This window comes from Kineococcus aridisoli (genome assembly GCF_050871885.1).
Taxonomy (GTDB): Bacteria; Actinomycetota; Actinomycetes; order Actinomycetales; family Kineococcaceae; genus Kineococcus.
The window spans coordinates 20,372-37,873 of record NZ_JBJLSF010000014.1; the positions used below are offsets into that span (position 1 = coordinate 20,372).

Here is a 17,502-nt window from a genome sequence, read left to right on the forward strand (position 1 = left end):
GGAGTGACAGACCGAGGCTGTGGGGGCCACCGATGAACGAACGCGCCGTGGACGACCTGGACGAGCTCGAGCAGGACGTCGAGGTGGACGACACCGACGAGGCGGCCGGGGGCGGGAGCTCCCCGGCTCCCGGCGGGCGCCCCGAGCTGTTCCTGGTCCCGACGGGCGGCCACTCCGGCCTGACCCCGGAGGACCCGGGCTGGCAGGAGCTCGCGCTGTGCGCGCAGACCGACCCGGAGGCGTTCTTCCCCGAGAAGGGCGGCTCGACCCGGGAGGCCAAGCGCGTCTGCCAGTCCTGCGAGGTGCGCCAGGAGTGCCTGGAGTACGCCCTGTCCAACGACGAGCGGTTCGGCATCTGGGGCGGGCTCTCCGAGCGCGAGCGCCGTCGCCTCAAGCGGCAGATCGTCTGACCCGCACCCGCCGAGCCGCACCTCCGGTCCGCACCTCCGGTCCGCACCTCCGGTCCGCACCGTCTGAGTCGGAGCGTCCGGGCCCGTTCCCCCGGGCCCGGTCGCGTCGGTTCAGTCGTCGTAGCGGGGGTCGACCTCCTCGGGCGGCAGGTCGAGCAGGTGCGCGACCTGCTCGACGACCACGTCGGCGACGAGGTCGTCGAGCTCCTCGCCCTCCGCGCGCGTCTCCAGCGGCCGCCGGTACAGCACCACCCGCGCCGGCGCCGAGCCGTGGGCGGGGAAGAGCCGCCCCAGCGGCACGACGTCGTCCTCCCAGGGGGCGGGGTCGGACGGCGGCACGTCCTCGACCGCGAACTCCACCCCGGACAGCTGCTCGGCCCAGCGGCGCTCCAGCAGCTCCACGGCGTCGAGCACCAGGTCGTCGAAGCGCTCGGCGCGGGTGCGCGCGGCGGGCAGCGAGGCGGGCAGCAGCGGGCCCCGCAGCCCGCGGCCGTGCCGGTCGCGGCGTCTGCGCGGGCGCACCGGGGCGCGGCGTCGGAGGACCACCGCGGCAGCGTACCCACGCCCGCCCCCGTCCCGGCGCCCTCCCGCGGCGCGGGCGACACGGGGCGCGGGAGTCGGGCTCGTCCTGGGTGCTCGGCGGCGCCGGGCGGTAGCGTGCGGGGGTGAGCACCCGCACCCCTGGCACCAACGCCTCCCGCCCGGGAGCCGGCCGGTCCACCACGCCCAGCGCACGGCGCTGCTCGCGGACCGCGTGCCAGAAGCCCGCGGTGGCGACCCTCACGTACGTCTACTCCGACTCCACCGCGGTCCTCGGCCCGCTCGCGACGTACGCGGAACCCCACTGCTACGACCTGTGCGCCGACCACGCCGACCGCCTCACCGCCCCCCGCGGCTGGGAGGTCGTGCGCCTGGCCCCCGACCTGCTCGACGCGGCGCGCCACCACGACGACCTGCTCGCCGTCGCCGACGCCGTGCGCGACCGCCCCGGCGCGGGCCGGCGCGGCATCGACCCCGACGCCCCGGCCGTGCGCCGCGCGCACCTGCGGGTGCTGCGCGAGGACTCCAACGGCTGACGGCCGAGCCCCGGCGGCGGGCGGCCGGCGGCTGACCCGGACGGGTGGACCGGCCCGGGCGGCTCAAGCCGGCGCCCCGGTGTGCCGATGGAGGGGCGTCGCCCGTCCGTCGCACCGCCGGAGGTCCTGTCCCGTGCCGAACGCCCCCCGCGCCTCCCGCCGATCCCGCGCCGCGCGCACCGCCCCGCCCCTGGGGTCGCTGACGCAGGCCGCCCACCGCGAGACCGCCGCGTGCGGTTCCTGCGGCAGCGAGCGCGTCACCCAGCTGTCGATGTCGCTGACCGACGGCACGCCCGTGCGCTTCGTGTCCTGCCACGTCTGCGAGGAGCGCACCTGGACCTCCTCCAGCGGGGAGATGACCGTCGTCGACGTCCTGGACCGCACCCGCAAGCAGTGACCCCCGCGCCCCGCGCCCCGCGGCCGGGTGCCGGGGCTGCTCCGACCGGGTGGCCGAAGCCGTGATCCGCGGCGGTCCCCGCTTGTAGTGTCGGGCGGGTGAGCGTCGACCTGTCCTCCGTCATCAAGGCCTACGACGTGCGGGGGGTCGTGCCCGACCAGCTCGACGCCGGCGTCGTGCGCGCCATCGGCGCCGCCTTCGCCGAGGTCGTCGTGCTGCCCGAGGCGCCCGCGGGCGAGCGCCCGCGCGCCGTCGTCGGCCACGACATGCGCCCCTCCTCGCCGGAGCTGACCGCCGCCTTCGCCGACGGCGTGGCCTCGCGCGGCGTGGACGTCACCGTGGTCGGGCTGTGCTCCACCGACGGCCTGTACTTCGCCAGCGGTTCGCTCGGCGTCCCCGGGGCGATGTTCACCGCCAGCCACAACCCGGCGCAGTACAACGGCATCAAGCTGTGCCGCGCCGGCGCCCGGCCCGTCGGGCAGGACACCGGCCTGGCCGAGGTCCGCGACCTCGCCCAGCGCTGGCTGGACGCCGGCGAGGTGCCCGCCGGCGGCGGCGCGGTCGGCGCCGTCGACGAGCAGGACCTGCTGGCCGCCTACGCCGCGCACCTGCGCTCCCTGGTGGACCTGTCCGGCAACCGCCGCCTCAAGGTCGTCGTCGACGCCGGCAACGGCATGGGCGGCTTCACCGCCCCCGCGGTCCTGGGCGAGGGGGCCGGGCTGCCCGCGCTGCCGCTGGAGGTCGTCCCGCTCTACTTCGAGCTCGACGGCACCTTCCCCAACCACGAGGCCAACCCGCTGGACCCGGAGAACCTGCGCGACCTGCAGCGGGCCGTGCCCGAGCACGGCGCCGACGTCGGCCTGGCCTTCGACGGCGACGCCGACCGCTGCTTCGTCGTCGACGAGAACGGCGACCCGGTCAGCCCCAGCGCCGTCACCGCGATGGTCGCCCGCCGCGAGATCGCCAAGGAGCTGCGCGCGGGCCGCGAGCCGGTCGTCATCCACAACCTCATCACCTCCCGCGCGGTGCCGGAGCTGGTCGCCGCCGACGGCGGCCACCCCGTGCGCACCCGCGTGGGGCACTCCTTCATCAAGCAGCGCATGGCCGACGAGGGCGCCGTCTTCGGCGGCGAGCACTCCGCGCACTACTACTTCCGCGACTTCTGGTCCGCCGACACCGGCATGCTCGCCGCGATGCACGTCCTCGCCGCGCTCGCCGAGTCCGACCGGCCGCTGTCGCAGCTGGCCGCCGAGTACGAGAAGTACGTGGCCAGCGGCGAGATCAACTCCACCGTCGAGGACGCCGCCGCCACGACCGAGCGGGTCGTCGCGGCGATCACCGAGACCGTGCGGGCCGAGGGGGAGCGGGTCGAGGTCGACCGCCTCGACGGGGTCACGGTCTTCCACCCCGCCTCGGACGCGCAGCCGATGTGGTGGTTCAACCTGCGCGCCTCCAACACCGAGCCGCTGCTGCGGCTGAACGCCGAGGGCGCCGACGAGGCGACGATGGTCGTCGTCCGCGACCGCGTCCTCGGCCTGGTGCGCGGGGAGGGGCTGTGAGCGTCGAGGGCTGGGTCCTGGAGCTGCTGCGCTGCCCGCTGACCGGCGAGGGTCTGGAGGGCCCCGTGGAGGTGGACGGCGAGCAGTTCCTGCGCACCCCCTCGGGCGTGCGCTACCCCGTGGTCGACGGCATCCCCGTCCTGCTCGTGGACGCGGCGGTGCGGCCGTGACCGCGCTCGACGAGACGCTGCTCGGCGACGGCGACGCGCTCCTGGCCGCCGACGAGCACGGGGTGCTGCGGGCGCTGGCCAGCGCGGGCGCGCAGGTGCGCGAGGCCGTCGAGCTGTCCGCGGAGGCCGGGACCGCCCGGCTGGCCGGCGAGGAGCGCCCGCGCGCCCTCGTCATCGCCGCGCTGGCCGGCTCCTCGGTGGTCGCCGACGTCGTCACCGCCCTCGCCGGCCGCGGCTGCCCGGTGCCGGTCGTGGTCCGCCACGGCGGCCCGCTGCCCAGCTGGGTCGGCCCGCTGGACGCCGTCGTCGCCGTCTCGCTGTCCGGGCGCGCCCCCGGTCCGCTGGCGCTGGCCGTGGAGGCGGCGCGCAGGGGCGCGCGGGTCGTGACCGTGGCGGCCCCCGGCTCCCCGCTGGCCGAGGTCGGCTCCCGCGGCGGCAACGTCACCGTCCCGCCGGCCCGCGGGCTGCGCGCCGCCGGCGGCGACCCGCGCTCGTCGCGGGTGGCGGTGTGGTCGCTGGTGACCCCGGTGCTGCTGGCCTGCGACGCGCTGGGGCTGCTGGACAGCCCGCCGCAGGCCCTCGCGGCGGTCGCCGACCGCCTGGACGCCGAGGCCGACACCTGCAAGCCCTTCTCGGAGTCCTTCGTCAACCCCGCCAAGGCCCTGGCGCTGGAGCTCGACGGCGCCGTGCCCGTCGTCCTGGGCGACGGCGACCTGACGGCCGCCGCCGCGCGCCGCACCGCGGCGATGCTGGCCCGCACCGCCCGGGTGCCCGCCGTCAGCGGGGCGCTGCCCGACGACGCCAGCGAGGTCGTGGCCACCTTCGGCGGACCGTTCGCCGCCCGCGCCGACGACGTCTTCGCCGACCCGTTCCTCGACGCCCCCACCGGGCCGCGGCTGCAGCTGATCGTGCTGCGCGACGCGGTGGGCGCGCTGTCCGACGAGGCGCGCCGCCTGGCCGACGCGGTGGTGAGCACGGCCGCCGACGCCGGGGTGCGCGTCTCCGAGCTCGTCGCCGACGCCGGCTCCCCGCTGCAGCGCCTGGCCCAGCTGATCGCCCGCACCGACTTCGCGGCCGCCTACCTTGCGCTGGCGTCCGGGGTCGACCCCGCGCGCTCGCCGCAGGTGGCCGACCTCAAGGACCGCATCGGCTGACCGGCGGGGACGCTGCGCGGGGAGCCCGGGCACCGGGCCGGGCGTTACCCTGGGAGGGCTCCGGCGTCCGGTGATGCCGAGTGGCCCAGAGGGGCCGCGCCGGGAGAACGTCACAGACCGCACGAGAGGACACCCATGTCTTTCGAGTACCGGGTCCGGGACCTTTCCCTGGCCGAGGCCGGGCGCCACGAGCTGCGCCTGGCCGAGCACGAGATGCCCGGCCTGATGGCGCTGCGCGCCGAGTTCGGCGAGAGCCGGCCGCTGGCCGGCGCCCGCATCGCCGGTTCGCTGCACATGACCGTGCAGACCGCCGTCCTCATCGAGACCCTCGTCGCGCTCGGCGCGCAGGTCCGCTGGGCCAGCTGCAACATCTTCTCCACCCAGGACCAGGCGGCCGCGGCCGTCGTCGTCGGCTCCGGCACCCCCGAGCAGCCGGCCGGCGTGCCGGTCTTCGCCTGGAAGGGCGAGACCCTGCAGGAGTACTGGGAGCTCGCGGACCGCATCTTCGACTGGGGCACCGACGAGGAGGGCCACCGCGTCGGCCCGAACATGATCCTCGACGACGGCGGCGACGCCACGATGCTCGTGCTGGAGGGCAAGCGCTTCGAGGCCGCCGGTGCGGTGCCGGAGGCGACCGAGGAGGACTCCGAGGAGTACCGCGTCGTCCTGGAGCTGCTGCGGGCCTCGCTGGCGGAGGACCCGCAGCGCTGGACCCGGATCGCCGCGGGCGTCAAGGGCGTCACCGAGGAGACCACGACGGGCGTGCTGCGCCTGGCGGAGTACTTCCGCAACGGCGTCCTGCCCTTCCCGGCCGTCAACGTCAACGACTCGGTGACGAAGTCGAAGTTCGACAACAAGTACGGCACCCGCCACTCGCTCATCGACGGCATCAACCGCGGCACCGACGTCCTCATCGGCGGCAAGACCGCCGTCGTCTGCGGCTACGGCGACGTCGGCAAGGGGTGCGCGGAGTCGCTGCGCGGCCAGGGCGCGCGGGTCGTCGTCACCGAGGTCGACCCGATCAACGCGCTGCAGGCGGCGATGGACGGCTTCCAGGTGCTGCGCCTGGAGGACGTCGTCGAGAGCGCCGACATCGTCGTCACGGCCACCGGCAACCGCGACGTCGTCATGGCCGCGGACATCGCGCGGATGAAGCACCAGGCGATCCTGGGCAACATCGGCCACTTCGACAACGAGATCGACATGGCCGGCCTGGCCCGCATCCCGGGCGTGGAGAAGGTCCAGATCAAGCCGCAGGTGCACGAGTGGCGCATCCCGGCCGCCGACGGCCGCCCCGCGCACAGCGTCATCGTGCTCTCCGAGGGCCGGCTGCTGAACCTGGGCAACGCGACGGGCCACCCGAGCTTCGTCATGTCGAACTCGTTCACCAACCAGGTGCTCGCCCAGATCGAGGTGTTCACCAAGCAGGACTCCTACCCCGTCGGGGTGCACGTGCTGCCCAAGCACCTGGACGAGAAGGTGGCCCGGCTGCACCTGGACGCCCTCGGCGTGCGGCTCACCGAGCTCACCAAGACCCAGGCCGACTACCTGGGCGTGGACGTGGCGGGCCCGTACAAGCCGGACAACTACCGCTACTGATCCGCTGACGCGCACCGACGCCCGGCGCCCCTCGGGGTGCCGGGCGTCGGTGCGTCCGGGAGGGACGAGATGACGCTGGACGAGGCCGCCGCGTGGGCCACGGTCCTCGGCGGGGTCGCGGTGCTCGCCGCGTTCGCGCGCGGCTGCTTCCAGGTCGCCGAGCGCTACCACCGGCGCGAGGTGCAGCGCTGGCAGAAGACCGAGGCCGGGCTGGACTCCGGGCGGCTGGTGTGGTGGCGCTGGGTGCGGGCGCGCTGGCGGCTGCTGTGGGCCACCGGCCGGCTGCGCACCCGCCGGGAGGGGCAGGGCTGACCCGGTGCCGCCCCCGCCCGCTCGACGTGCGGGCGGGCGCCGCAAGCCCGAGGATCTGGAGGTGGGCAATCCTCCTGCTGCGCGCAGCACTCCGTACCCCCTCGGCGCCACCGTGCGCGGGGCGGGCCTGAACGTCGCCGTCTACTCCGAGACCGCCGAGGCGGTCGACGTCGCCGTCTTCGACGACGACGGGAAGGAGACGACGCACCGCCTGACCGAGCGCTCCGGGCACGTCTTCCACGGCACCGTGCCCGGCGGGGTCGGGACCCGCTACGGCCTGCGCGTGCACGGCGAGTGGGAACCGGCCGAGGGCCTTCGGCACAACAGCGCCAAGCTGCTGCTCGACCCGTACGCGCGCGCCGTCGAGGGCCAGTGGGGCTCCGGCGAGGAGACCTTCGGGCACCGCTTCGCCGACCCATTGCAGCGCAACGACGACGACTCGGCGCCGTCGGTCCCGCGCGGGGTCGTCGTCGAGGAGTCCTTCGACTGGGGCGACGACGCCGCACCGCGCACGCCGCTGGAGGACACCGTCGTCTACGAGGTGCACGTCAAGGGGTTCACCAAGACCCACCCGGACGTGCCCGAGGAGATCCGCGGCACCTACGCCGGCCTCGCGCACCCCGCCGCGATCGAGCACCTGACGAACCTCGGCGTCACCGCCGTCGAGCTGCTGCCCGTGCACCAGTTCGTGCAGGACTCGCACCTGGCCGAGAAGGGCCTGCGCAACTACTGGGGCTACAACTCCATCGGGTTCTTCGCCCCGCACAACGAGTACAGCGCCTCCGGCGACGACGGCTCGCAGGTCGCCGAGTTCAAGCAGATGGTCAAGGCCCTGCACGCGGCGGGGCTGGAGGTCATCCTCGACGTCGTCTACAACCACACCGCCGAGGGCAACCACATGGGCCCGACGCTGTCGCTGAAGGGCATCGACAACGGCTCCTACTACCGCGTGGTGGAGGAGGAGCCGGAGAACTACTTCGACACCACCGGCACCGGCAACAGCCTCAACGTCTCCCACCCGGCGGCGCTGCAGCTGATCCTGGACTCGCTGCGGTACTGGGTGACCGAGATGCACGTCGACGGCTTCCGCTTCGACCTGGCCACCACGCTGACCCGCCAGTGGGGCGAGGCGCAGGTGCACAGCGCCTTCCTCGACATCGTCCACCAGGACCCGGTGCTGGCGCCGGTCAAGCTCATCGCCGAGCCGTGGGACACCCAGGGCTACCAGGTGGGCGGGTTCCCCGCCCGCTGGTCGGAGTGGAACGGCAAGTACCGCGACGACGTGCGCGACTTCTGGCGCGGCCAGGGGACCCTGGGGGCGCTCACCCAGCGCCTCACCGGCAGCCCGGACGTCTACGAGGCCGACCGCCGCTCCCCGCTGTGCAGCGTCAACTTCATCACCGCCCACGACGGGTTCACCCTGGCGGACCTGACGGCCTACGACGAGAAGCACAACGAGGCCAACGGCGAGGGCAACAACGACGGCGAGAGCGACAACCGCTCCTGGAACTGCGGCGCGGAGGGCCCCACCGACGACGAGGGCGTCACCGCGCTGCGCGAGCGCCAGCGGCGCAACCTGCTCACCACGCTGCTGCTGAGCCAGGGCGTGCCGATGATCCTCGGCGGTGACGAGCTCGGGCGCACCCAGGGCGGCAACAACAACGCCTACTGCCAGGACGACGAGATCTCCTGGTTCGACTGGGCCGCGGCCGACACCGCTCTGCTGGAGTACACCCGCGACCTGCTGCGGCTGCGGCGCGAGACGCCGGCGCTGCGCGGCAGGTGGTACCGCGGCAACGGCGAGGACGGCAGCGAGGACATGGTCCTGTCGCTGCGCGCCGACGGGCAGCCGATGAGCGAGGAGGACTGGGCCGACCCGGTCGCCAAGGCGTACGCGCTGCAGTTCGGCGCCGCCGCCTCCACGGCGGTGCTGCTGCTCGTCAACGCGGCCGAGACGCCGGTCGAGTTCGGCGTGCCCGCGGCCCCGCGCAGCCCGTGGCGGCTGGCGATGTCCTCCGACCCCGACCAGGAGGTCGGCCGCGACGTGGAGACGCTGCTCGTGGGGCCGCACTCGACGACGGTGCTGCGCTCGGCCTGAGGTCCGGCCGCCGGCAGCCGAGCGCCCGGTCACCCCCGCGCGGTGCGGGGGGTGACCGGGCGCTCGTGCAAGCCCGGGGGCGCGCGGTCGGTTCCGCGGCAGCGGTCCCCGCAGCGGTCAGGAGTGCGCGTCGACGGCCTCGAGGACGGCGTCGGCGACGGCCTGCGGCGCCAGCTCCGGCACCCAGTGGCCGATGCCGAGGGCCTGCCGGCGGAAGCTGCTCCCGCGCACGTGCGCGGCCGTGCCGAGCACGGCCGCGGGTGCGTAGAACGGGTCCTGCCGCCCGTGCAGGTAGGTGACGGGCACGTCGACGGGCCCGACGCGGCCGGCGTGCGGCAGCGCCCGGTACCAGTCCAGCGCCGCCGTCAGCCGTCCCGGCTCGCCCATCCGGTGCGCGTACCCGCGGGCCAGGTCGGCGGGCAGCCCGCTGCGCTGCAGGCTCGCCGACAGCAGGCGGCCGCCACCGGCCAGCAGCAGCCGCTCGGGCAGCAGGGGCAGCTGGAAGGCGGCGACGTAGGTGGAGCGCACGGCCTGCGTGGAGGTCAGCACCGCCGACTGGAAGGCGGCCGGGTGCGGCTGCGACAGGGCCGTCAGCGCGCTGACGCGCTCGGGGAACCAGGCCGCCAGGGCCCAGGCCACCACCCCGCCCCAGTCGTGGCCCACGACGTGCGCCCGCGGTGCCCCCGCCGCGTCGAGCAGGGCCACCGCGTCCGCGACGAGCTCGCGCAGCGCGTAGTCGCGCCGCTGCGCGGGGCGGGCGCCGGGGGAGTAGCCGCGCTGGTCGGGCACGAGCACCCGCAGCCCCCGCGCGGTCAGCAGCGGGAGCACCCCCGCGTAGGCCGCGGAGTCCTGCGGGAAGCCGTGCAGGCACAGCACGACCTCGCCGTCGGCGGGGCCGGCGTCGACGACGTCGAAGCGCAGCCCGCCGCGGGCGAAGGCGTCCACCGGCGCCGCCGGGTCAGCGCCCGAGCGTGGGCAGCGAGGGCAGCAGGCCCTTGACGACCTCGGAGGCCTTCTGCTGCTCGCCCTGCTGCGCGCCCAGGACCAGCAGCGTGCCGGTGAGGACGGGGATGGCCCACTGCAGCAGCTTCAGCTGCTTCATGGCCTTGGCCTGCTCCGCGGGGGTCTCCGGGGCCGGGTCGACGCCGGAGTTCGCGGGGGCCTTGGAGTCCTTGCCCAGGCGGGCCCCCTGCGAGCCCGAGTACGCCGTGACGCCCATGGCGGCCAGCGTGAGGGCGCCCTTGACGAGCGTGTTGCCGCGGGTGCCGGACTGCCCGACGACGCGGCCCTTGTTGCCGGCGATGAGGGCGATGCCGCCGACGGCGTGCACGGCGATCGCGGCGGCGTTGACCGGGGCCCACTTCGCCCAGCCGACCGTCGCGACGTGCGTGCGGTCGGAGGGGTCGGCGACGGCGGCGGAGGCGCCGTTGAGGCCGACGGCGCCGAACAGCGAGCCGCCGAACCAGGCGGCCAGGCCCAGGTCGTGCATGGAGCGGATGACGGTCTGACGTTCTGCCACGGCGGGGTTCTCCTCGTGATCGTGCCGATCGGTGTCCCGGAGTCCTACCCGCTCCGCGCGCCTCCAACCGTCGGCGTCCCGGACGTGGTCGGCGTCACTCCCGGGTCACGTCCGGGGTCGCGTCCGGGGTCGCGTCCGGGTCGCGCCGGGACGGTGGCGGGCGGTGTCAGCCCCGCCCGATCGAGCGCTGCAGCTCGGCGGTGCGCGCCTGCCGGCGCTCCAGGCGCACGAGCTCGCGGTCGCGCCGCTCGGCGAGGACGGCGGTGAGGAAGCGCTCGGGGTCGGTGCCGGCCGGTGGTGGCGGGGACACCCGCGTGGAGAGGGCGTCGGCCAGCGAGAGGCCGAGCGCGGTGCGCGAGGCGGGGTTGAGCGAGGAGCGCCGCGCGAGGAACTGCCGGGCCGCCACGACCGTCGCGTCCGGCAGCCGGCCGATGTCGGCGGTGCGCGCCCAGCCCGCCAGCTCCGGCGGCACCGGCGGCAGCGGCACGTGCCGGGCCGCCGTGCGCTCGCGCACCACGTAGGTGCCGGCCAGCAGGTCGCCGATCCGCTTGCCGCGGGCGGTGACCAGCGCGCAGAGGATGGCCGGGCTGCCGAAGGTGCCCCACAGCTCGAAGAGGCCGGCGAGGCCGCGGGCCAGGGAGTGCCGGAAGCGCACCGGCCCGCCGTCGTCGCGCACGACCCGCACGCCCATGACGAGCTTGCCGACCGTGCGCCCGCGGGTGGCGGTCTCCACCGCCACCGGCAGGCCCACCAGGCACAGGACCGTGATCGCCGTCAGCACGGCCGTGCGGGCGGCCTCGTCGGTCTGCGACAGCAGCGCCGAGGCGCCCCACAGGGCCGCTCCCAGCACGAGCCCGACGATGACCGCGTCGAGGACCGCGGCGAGCATGCGCGAGGCGAACGAGGCCGCCCGCAGGCCGAGGACGACGGCCTCGCCGGTGACGACGTCGCCGACCGGCTCACCCGCGGGAACGCTCACCCGCCCACGGTACCGACGGCCGCCGCCCCCGGGCCCCTACCCTGGGCCGGTGGACGTCGACGCCTTCCGGGCCGTGCACGAGCAGGAGTGGGCGCGGCTGCGGGCCCTGGTGGCCACCCGGCACCTGTCCGGCGCGCAGGCCGACGAGCTCGTCGTCCTCTACCAGCGCACCGCCACGCACCTGTCCTCGCTGCGCTCGGCGCAGTCGGAGCCGGTGCTGCTCGACGAGCTGTCGACGCTGCTCGTGCGCGCCCGCGCCCGGCTCACCGGCTCCCGCTACACCGCCTGGCGCCAGGTGCGGCACTTCGCGGTGCGGGGGCTGCCGGCCGCGCTGTGGCGGGTGCGGTGGTGGGCGCTGGGCGCGGCCGCGGCGAGCACGCTGCTGGCCGTCGCCGCGGGCGTGTGGATGGCCGGCAACCCGGCCGCCCAGGCCAGCCTCTTCGGGTCCGACGAGGACGTCCGCCGCCTCGTCGAGTCCGACTTCGCGGGCTACTACACCGAGTACGGCAACGCCTCGTTCGCCGGGCGGGTGTGGACCAACAACGCCCTCGTGGCGGCCACCTGCATCGTGCTGGGCGTCACCGGGGTGTTCGTCGTGTACGCCCTGGCGCAGAACGCGCTCAACGTCGGCCTGCAGGGCGGGCTGCTCATCGAGCACGGGCGCGGGGAGCTGTTCTTCGGGCTCATCCTGCCGCACGGCCTGCTGGAGCTGACCGCCGTCTTCGTCGCCGCCGGCGCCGGCCTGAAGCTGTTCTGGTCGTGGGTGGCGCCCGGTGCGCGCAGCCGCGCCCAGGCGCTGGCCACCGAGGGGCGCGCGATGGTCGGCGTCGCCCTCGGGCTGGTGTTCGTGCTCTTCGTCTCCGGCCTCGTCGAGGGCTTCGTGACGCCCTCGCCGCTGCCCACGTGGGCGCGCATCGGCATCGGCGCCCTCGCGCTGGCCGCCTTCCTGGCCTACGTGGTGCTGCTGGGCCGCCCGGCGGCCAGGGCGGGCGAGACCGGTGACCTGGAGGCCCGCTACGCCGGGGACGCCGTGCCCGTCAGCGGCTGACGGCGCCCGCGCCGCAGGTGCGGCGTCCGGTGGCCAGCCCCCCGGCCACCGGACGCGACACCGCGTTCCCCCCTGCGCGTCCGGCCGCGCTCGGTAGCCCCCCGGCTCGAGCGCGTCCCCCCGGACGCACACACCACATCGCGCGCACCCGTGCGGGCGTTACACGTGGTCCGCGAGGGAGCTGCGGGACCGCCCGGGCGGGGCGGTGCTCTCGCGCACCACGAGCCGGTGCGGGACGACGATCCGCTGGGCGGGGGCGCTGCTGCGCCTCTCGATCCGGTCGGCCAGGCACTGCAGGGCGCGCTCGGCGATCTGCTCCTTGTCCGGTGCCACCGTCGTCAGCGAGGGCGTGGCGTAGCGGCCGTCCTCGACGTCGTCGAAGCCGGCGACCGCGAGGTCCTGCGGCACCCGCAGCCCCCGCACCCAGGCGGCGCGCTGCACGCCCAGGGCCAGCTGGTCGCTGAAGCAGAAGACCGCGTCGGGCCGCTGCGGGCGCTCCAGCAGCACCTCCAGGGCGCGGGCCCCCGCGGCGCGGTGCAGCGTCGCGGTGGGCACCTCCAGGCCGGGGTCGGCCGGCAGCCCGGCCTCGGCCAGCGCGCGGCGGTGGCCGAGCAGGCGCTGGGCGGCGGTGCCGTTGGACAGGTGCGGCTGCACGCCGACGGCGGCGATGCGGGTGCGCCCGGTGGCCAGCAGGTGCGAGGTCACCGCGTGGGCGGCGGCGACGTTGTCGACCGTGACGTGGTCGGCGGCGCCGCCGGCCTCGCGCTCGCCGAGGACGACGAGCGGGCGCTCGCCGGCGTGGTGGGTCAGCTCCTCGGGCGGCAGCGCCCACGGGCTGACGACGAGGCCGTCGAGGACGCGGCCGCCGCTGCCGGACAGCAGCCGGCGCTCGCCCTCGGCGGTGCCGCCGGTCTGGTCGATGAGGACGGTCCAGGAGCGGGGGGCCGCGGCCCGCACGAGCAGCCCGGCCAGCTCGGCGAAGTAGGGGGAGTCCAGCTCGGGGACGAGCAGGCCGACGACGCCCGTGCGCCCGCCGCGCAGCTGGCGGGCGGCCAGGTTGGGGCGGTACTGCACCTCGTCGAGGACCTGCTGCACGCGCGCGCGGGTGGCCGGGGCGACGGGGCCGGTGCCGCTGACGACGTTGGAGACCGTCCGCACGGAGACGCCCGCCCGCGCTGCGATCTCCCGCAGGTTCGCCACCGCGCCGCTCCTCCCGTCCGTGCCGGCCGCTGCGGCGATCGTGCCACGGGCGGTGGCGCGGGATCCGCACCGGGGGTTGCCACGTGGCATGCCACGTTGCAACATGGAGGTCCGAGCACTCGACGAGGAGGCCCCAGCGATGACGACGAACACCGACCCCACCACCGCGAGCACCACCAGCACGGGCACCGGCGCGGGCGACGGCGCCCCCGGCGTGCAGGAGCTGGTCGAGACCCTCTACCGGGACGGGATCGTGGCCCGCAAGGGCGCCTTCACCCCCGAGTGGGCCGACCGGATGCGCGAGGACGTCGAGGCCGCCTTCGAGGAGGCGCGCTCGCGCCCCGACGGCGCGGTGGGCCGCGGCCCGAACCGCTACTACGTGGAGATCCACCCCGAGCAGCTGCGCGGGTTCGTCGACCTCGTCGACCACCCGTGGGTGCGCGAGCTGTGCACCGCCGTCCTGGGGGAGGACTACGAGATCGTCGAGCTCGGCTTCGACATCCCCTTCGCCGGCGCCGTCAACCAGCCCTGGCACCGCGACTTCCCCGCCCCGCGGGAGACCCGCGAGGAGCGGCGCCTGACCTCCCTGGCCTTCAACCTCACCGCGGTGGACACCGAGGAGGACATGGGCCCCTTCGAGGTCGCCCCCGGGACCCAGTTCGACGACGGCACCGGCTTCGACCACGGGATGTTCCCGCCCAAGTCGCTGTACCCGCGCTTCGAGGAGCGCGCCGTGCGCAAGTACCCCCGCCGCGGCGACATCTCCGCCCGCTCCGCGCTGACCATCCACCGCGGCACGAAGAACTTCTCCGACAAGCCCCGCCCCGTGCTCGTCCTCGGCGTCGACGCCCCCGGCGCCGGCAACGCCGAGCACCACGACATGGCGGTGACGAAGGGGTACTGGAACTCCCTGCCCGAGCGGGTCAAGGCGCACCTGAAGTGCCCCGTCGTCGACGAGCTGACGCCCATCACGCAGAAGCACACCATCGAAGGCCTCGTGATGGGGGAGGCGTGAGCCGCAGCACCCCGGTCACCCGCACCCCGGCGCCCGCCACCGCGGGCGCCGGGGCGCGCCAGCCCCGCCTCGTGCACGCCGTGGCCGCGGTCTCCGCCCTCGGCGGTCTGCTGTTCGGCTACGACACCGGGATCATCTCCAGCGCGCTGCTGTTCCTGGCCCGCGACTTCGACCTGTCCGCGCGGGCGCAGGAGGTCGTCGTCAGCGCCATCCTCGTCGGCGCCATGGCCGGCGCCGTCGGCGGCGGCGCCCTCTCCAACAGGTTCGGGCGCCGGCGCGTCGTCATGGTCGTCGCCGTCGTCTTCGGCGTCGGCGCGGTCGCCGCCGCCCTCGCGCCGGGCACGGCCTCGCTCGTGGCGGCCCGCTTCGTCCTCGGCCTCGCCGTGGGCGGCGCCTCGGCGATGGTCCCCGTCTACATCGCGGAGATGGCGCCGCCGGGCATCCGCGGCCGGCTCATGGTGCTCTTCCAGCTCATGGTCGCCATCGGCCAGCTCATCGCCTACGTCACGGGGTACCTGCTCGCCGGCAGCGGCGGGTGGCGCTGGATGTTCGCGATCGCCGTCGTCCCGGCGGTGGTGCTGCTCGTCGGCATGACCCGCCTGCCGGAGAGCCCGCGCTGGCTCGTCGAGGCCGGCCGGGTCGAGCAGGCGCGGGCGGTGCTCGCCCGGCTGCGCCGCCCCGAGGACGACGTGGACGCGGAGGTCGCGGAGATCCGCGGCGTCCAGGACCGGCTGCCCGGCAACCCCTGGCGCGAGCTGCGCCGGGCCTGGATCCGCCCCGCCCTGGTGGCCGCGCTCGGGATCGCGATGTTCTCCCAGCTCACCGGCATCAACGCCGTCGTCTACTACGCCCCGACCGTGCTGACGGACGCGGGTTTCGGCGACTCCGTCGCCCTGCTCACCGGCATCGGCATCGGGGTGATGCTCGTGGCCGCCGGGATCACCGGCGCGCTGCTCGTCGACCGCATCGGCCGCCGCCGCATCCTGCTGCTGCTCATGCCGGGCTCGGCGCTGGCGATGGGCGTGCTGGCCCTGGCCTTCCTGCCGCAGCAGGTCTCGCCGACCCAGCAGTGGGTCATCGTCGCCGCGCTGTTCGCCTACATCGGGCTCAACGGCGTCAGCATGCAGTCGGTCGTCTGGCTGCTCGGCCCGGAGATCCTGCCGCTGGCGGTGCGGGGGCCGGCCACCAGCCTCGCGGCCGTCACGCTGTGGGGCTTCGACCTGCTCATCGCCGTCACGGCCCTCACCGCCGTGGACACCATCGGGCGCACCGCCACGTTCGGTGTCTACGCGCTGATGAACGTGCTGTGCATCGCCTTCGTCGTGCGGTGGGTCCCCGAGCCCAAGGGCCGCAGCCTCGAGCAGATCGAGCGGGCGCTGCGCCGGCCGGGCCGCTTCCCCGCCGAGCTCGCGGCGATCGAGGCCGAGGACGCGCACCCGCGCGTGCGCTGAGCCGCCGCGGGCGCCCGGCCGGACCCACCGCCCGGCCGGGCGCCTGTCACCCGCCGGCGCTGCCCAGCAGGCTGCGCGTCAGCGCCTCCGCGTCCGAGAGCAGCTCGTCGAGGGCCGCGCGGACGTCGTCGTCACCCACCTCGTGCCCGGCCTCGGCGGCCACCAGCACGGCCCGGCGCAGCAGCTCCTTGGCGAAGCTGGCCGTGACGCCCGCCGTGCGGGCGGCCGCCTCGTCGAGCACGGCGCCGGAGACGGGCAGCCCGCGCGCGTAGAGGCGGAACAGCGCCCGGCGGGCCGGCTCGTCCGGCAGCGGCACCTCGACCGCCAGGTCCACCCGGCCCGGGCGCTGCGCCAGCGCCCGCTCCAGCAGGTCCACGCGGTTGGTCGTCAGCAGGAACGCCACGTCCGCGTCGCCGTCCAGGCCGTCCATCGCGTCCAGCAGCTGGAACAGCAGCGGCCGCTCCCCGGGGTGCACCCCGCGGTCCTCGGCCACGAGGTCGCAGTCCTCCAGCACGACGATCGCCGGCTGCATGGCCCGGGCCAGGTGCGCCGCGACCGTCACCAGCCCCAGCGCCTGCCCGGACAGCAGGACGACCGTGCTGCCCTCGGCGCGCCCGACGAGGTGGCGCACGGTGAGCGTCTTGCCGGTGCCGGGCGGGCCGTACAGCAGCACCCCGCGCTTGAGGTGCTGCCCCGCGCCGGCCAGCCGCCCGGCGTGCGCGCCGACGCCGACGACGTGCCGGGCGATGCGCTCCAGCGACCCCTCGGGCAGGACGACGTCCTCGGCCGCCACCGCGGGCCGGCGCAGGAAGGTGATGCCGGAGTTGCTGTGGTGCTCGAAGGGCGAGCCGGAGAAGGAGAGCACCTGCCCGCGCAGCACGCTGCGCTCGACCATGAGCCGGCGGACCTCGGCGATGAAGGCGGCGACGACCTCCTCCTGCGCGCCCGCGACCTCGGCGCCGGAGGGGTAGGAGCTGTGCAGGTGCGCCCGGCGCTGCAGCACGGCCAGCGGGTGGCCGTCCCAGCGCAGCAGCCGCACCCCGAAGCCGACGGCCCGGCGCGTGCTGTCCGGCCCGGTCGGCAGGTTCACCCGGTCGACGGCGCCGAGGCCGAAGCGCGCGAACTGCCCGGCCAGCAGGTCGGAGAAGCCGTGGTGGCCGCGCTGCTCGCCGCCGCCGACGCCGACGACCTCCTCGCCGCCGCCGGCCTCGGCGAGCAGCGCCAGCGCGGTGTCGAGGTCCACGAACTGGTGGTCGGGCACCTCCTCGCGCACGACGGGCACCTGCGCCGCCGGCACGCCCAGGTGCGCGCTGACCACGTCGGCGATCTGCGGGGCGTCCGCCTCGGCGTCCGCGGCGGCCGAGTGCACGACGTCCTCGAGGAAGCGGCGCACGGAACGGGCGAGCCCGCGGGTCTCGGGATCCATGCCGTGATCGTGGCGGGGCGCGGGCCGCCGCGCCAGGGGGTTCCGGGACCGCGCGGCCGGCCGGGCACCGGCAGGGGCGAGGGGGCGCG

Annotated in this window: 18 protein-coding genes; 12 read left to right on the forward strand and 6 right to left on the reverse strand. The window is 75.9% G+C overall.

The features are described 5' to 3' along the window. Nucleotides 1-32 precede the first annotated feature (32 nt). Nucleotides 33-410, forward strand: a complete 378-nt coding sequence (locus ACRYM2_RS06130; protein WP_432520685.1) for a WhiB family transcriptional regulator — start codon at nucleotides 33-35, stop codon at nucleotides 408-410. A gap of 111 nt (nucleotides 411-521) precedes the next feature. Here ACRYM2_RS06130 and ACRYM2_RS06135 read toward each other — a convergent pair whose 3' ends face one another. After that, nucleotides 522-956 carry a metallopeptidase family protein gene (locus ACRYM2_RS06135; RefSeq protein WP_166615152.1) on the reverse strand — a complete coding sequence of 145 codons (435 nt, stop codon included), beginning with the start codon at nucleotides 954-956 and terminating at the stop codon, nucleotides 522-524. Nucleotides 957-1,075: 119 nt separating this feature from the next. Here ACRYM2_RS06135 and ACRYM2_RS06140 point away from each other — a divergent pair, with 119 nt between their 5' ends. The 8 genes from ACRYM2_RS06140 (at nucleotide 1,076) to glgX (ending at nucleotide 8,775) form a co-directional block, all read left to right on the forward strand. Then, on the forward strand, nucleotides 1,076-1,486 hold the full coding sequence (locus ACRYM2_RS06140) for a DUF3499 domain-containing protein (RefSeq protein WP_432520688.1): 411 nt from the start codon (nucleotides 1,076-1,078) through the stop codon (nucleotides 1,484-1,486). Nucleotides 1,487-1,619: 133 nt separating this feature from the next. Then, nucleotides 1,620-1,883 (forward strand): hypothetical protein, encoded by a 264-nt coding sequence (locus tag ACRYM2_RS06145; protein WP_432520689.1) that lies wholly within the window; start codon nucleotides 1,620-1,622, stop codon nucleotides 1,881-1,883. 98 nt (nucleotides 1,884-1,981) lie between these two features. Next, the gene (locus ACRYM2_RS06150; RefSeq protein WP_432520691.1) at nucleotides 1,982-3,442 is read left to right on the forward strand and encodes a phosphomannomutase/phosphoglucomutase; all 1,461 of its coding nucleotides are present in this window, start codon (nucleotides 1,982-1,984) and stop codon (nucleotides 3,440-3,442) included. After that, complete coding sequence (locus ACRYM2_RS06155; protein WP_432520692.1) at nucleotides 3,439-3,612, forward strand: Trm112 family protein; 174 nt, start codon at nucleotides 3,439-3,441, stop codon at nucleotides 3,610-3,612. Before ACRYM2_RS06150 ends, ACRYM2_RS06155 begins: the two co-directional genes overlap by 4 nt. After that, on the forward strand, nucleotides 3,609-4,766 hold the full coding sequence (locus ACRYM2_RS06160) for an SIS domain-containing protein (protein WP_432520693.1): 1,158 nt from the start codon (nucleotides 3,609-3,611) through the stop codon (nucleotides 4,764-4,766). Before ACRYM2_RS06155 ends, ACRYM2_RS06160 begins: the two co-directional genes overlap by 4 nt. A 135-nt stretch (nucleotides 4,767-4,901) precedes the next feature. After that, complete coding sequence (gene ahcY, locus ACRYM2_RS06165; protein WP_432520694.1) at nucleotides 4,902-6,365, forward strand: adenosylhomocysteinase; 1,464 nt, start codon at nucleotides 4,902-4,904, stop codon at nucleotides 6,363-6,365. Between the two features lie 69 nt (nucleotides 6,366-6,434). Beyond that, complete coding sequence (locus ACRYM2_RS06170) at nucleotides 6,435-6,677, forward strand: hypothetical protein (protein ID WP_432520696.1); 243 nt, start codon at nucleotides 6,435-6,437, stop codon at nucleotides 6,675-6,677. A gap of 55 nt (nucleotides 6,678-6,732) precedes the next feature. After that, nucleotides 6,733-8,775, forward strand: coding sequence for a glycogen debranching protein GlgX (gene glgX, locus ACRYM2_RS06175; protein WP_432520753.1), 2,043 nt, complete (start codon nucleotides 6,733-6,735; stop codon nucleotides 8,773-8,775). A gap of 117 nt (nucleotides 8,776-8,892) precedes the next feature. Here the strand turns inward: glgX and ACRYM2_RS06180 are convergent, their stop codons facing one another. The 3 genes from ACRYM2_RS06180 to ACRYM2_RS06190 all read right to left on the reverse strand — a co-directional run bounded on the left by ACRYM2_RS06180 (nucleotide 8,893) and on the right by ACRYM2_RS06190 (nucleotide 11,273). Continuing rightward, nucleotides 8,893-9,720: an alpha/beta fold hydrolase gene (locus ACRYM2_RS06180; RefSeq protein WP_432520698.1), complete on the reverse strand. Its 828-nt coding sequence runs from the start codon at nucleotides 9,718-9,720 to the stop codon at nucleotides 8,893-8,895. 13 nt (nucleotides 9,721-9,733) lie between these two features. Then, nucleotides 9,734-10,294, reverse strand: coding sequence for a hypothetical protein (locus tag ACRYM2_RS06185; protein WP_432520700.1), 561 nt, complete (start codon nucleotides 10,292-10,294; stop codon nucleotides 9,734-9,736). Nucleotides 10,295-10,460: 166 nt separating this feature from the next. Continuing rightward, nucleotides 10,461-11,273 carry an RDD family protein gene (locus ACRYM2_RS06190; protein ID WP_432520702.1) on the reverse strand — a complete coding sequence of 271 codons (813 nt, stop codon included), beginning with the start codon at nucleotides 11,271-11,273 and terminating at the stop codon, nucleotides 10,461-10,463. A 49-nt stretch (nucleotides 11,274-11,322) separates the two neighbouring features. Between ACRYM2_RS06190 and ACRYM2_RS06195 the strand changes: the two genes are divergently transcribed. Then, nucleotides 11,323-12,321, forward strand: coding sequence for a stage II sporulation protein M (locus ACRYM2_RS06195; RefSeq protein ID WP_432520703.1), 999 nt, complete (start codon nucleotides 11,323-11,325; stop codon nucleotides 12,319-12,321). A 159-nt stretch (nucleotides 12,322-12,480) separates the two neighbouring features. Here the strand turns inward: ACRYM2_RS06195 and ACRYM2_RS06200 are convergent, their stop codons facing one another. Further along, on the reverse strand, nucleotides 12,481-13,521 hold the full coding sequence (locus ACRYM2_RS06200) for a LacI family DNA-binding transcriptional regulator (protein WP_432520705.1): 1,041 nt from the start codon (nucleotides 13,519-13,521) through the stop codon (nucleotides 12,481-12,483). A 139-nt stretch (nucleotides 13,522-13,660) separates the two neighbouring features. On the opposite strand from ACRYM2_RS06200, the gene ACRYM2_RS06205 reads away from it, so the two are divergent. Both ACRYM2_RS06205 and ACRYM2_RS06210 read left to right on the forward strand, forming a co-directional pair. After that, a complete protein-coding gene (locus tag ACRYM2_RS06205; RefSeq protein ID WP_432520706.1) occupies nucleotides 13,661-14,536 on the forward strand; it encodes a phytanoyl-CoA dioxygenase family protein in 876 nt (291 codons plus the stop codon). Then, nucleotides 14,533-15,987 carry a sugar porter family MFS transporter gene (locus ACRYM2_RS06210; RefSeq protein ID WP_432520708.1) on the forward strand — a complete coding sequence of 485 codons (1,455 nt, stop codon included), beginning with the start codon at nucleotides 14,533-14,535 and terminating at the stop codon, nucleotides 15,985-15,987. The genes ACRYM2_RS06205 and ACRYM2_RS06210 overlap by 4 nt, the downstream gene beginning before the upstream one ends. A gap of 46 nt (nucleotides 15,988-16,033) precedes the next feature. On the opposite strand, the gene ACRYM2_RS06215 is transcribed toward ACRYM2_RS06210, so the two are convergent. Next, nucleotides 16,034-17,413 carry an AAA family ATPase gene (locus ACRYM2_RS06215; RefSeq protein WP_432520710.1) on the reverse strand — a complete coding sequence of 460 codons (1,380 nt, stop codon included), beginning with the start codon at nucleotides 17,411-17,413 and terminating at the stop codon, nucleotides 16,034-16,036. Nucleotides 17,414-17,502 lie beyond the last annotated feature (89 nt).

Excerpts from the sequence above, each read along its gene's own strand:
- ACRYM2_RS06130 (WP_432520685.1), top strand. The coding sequence starts at position 33 with ATGAACGAACGCGCCGTGGACGACCTGGACGAGCTCGAGCAGGACGTC.
- ACRYM2_RS06170 (WP_432520696.1), top strand. The coding sequence starts at position 6,435 with ATGACGCTGGACGAGGCCGCCGCGTGGGCCACGGTCCTCGGCGGGGTC.
- ACRYM2_RS06205 (WP_432520706.1), top strand. The coding sequence starts at position 13,661 with ATGACGACGAACACCGACCCCACCACCGCGAGCACCACCAGCACGGGC.
- ACRYM2_RS06215 (WP_432520710.1), bottom strand. The coding sequence starts at position 17,413 with ATGGATCCCGAGACCCGCGGGCTCGCCCGTTCCGTGCGCCGCTTCCTC.
- ahcY (WP_432520694.1), top strand. The coding sequence starts at position 4,902 with ATGTCTTTCGAGTACCGGGTCCGGGACCTTTCCCTGGCCGAGGCCGGG.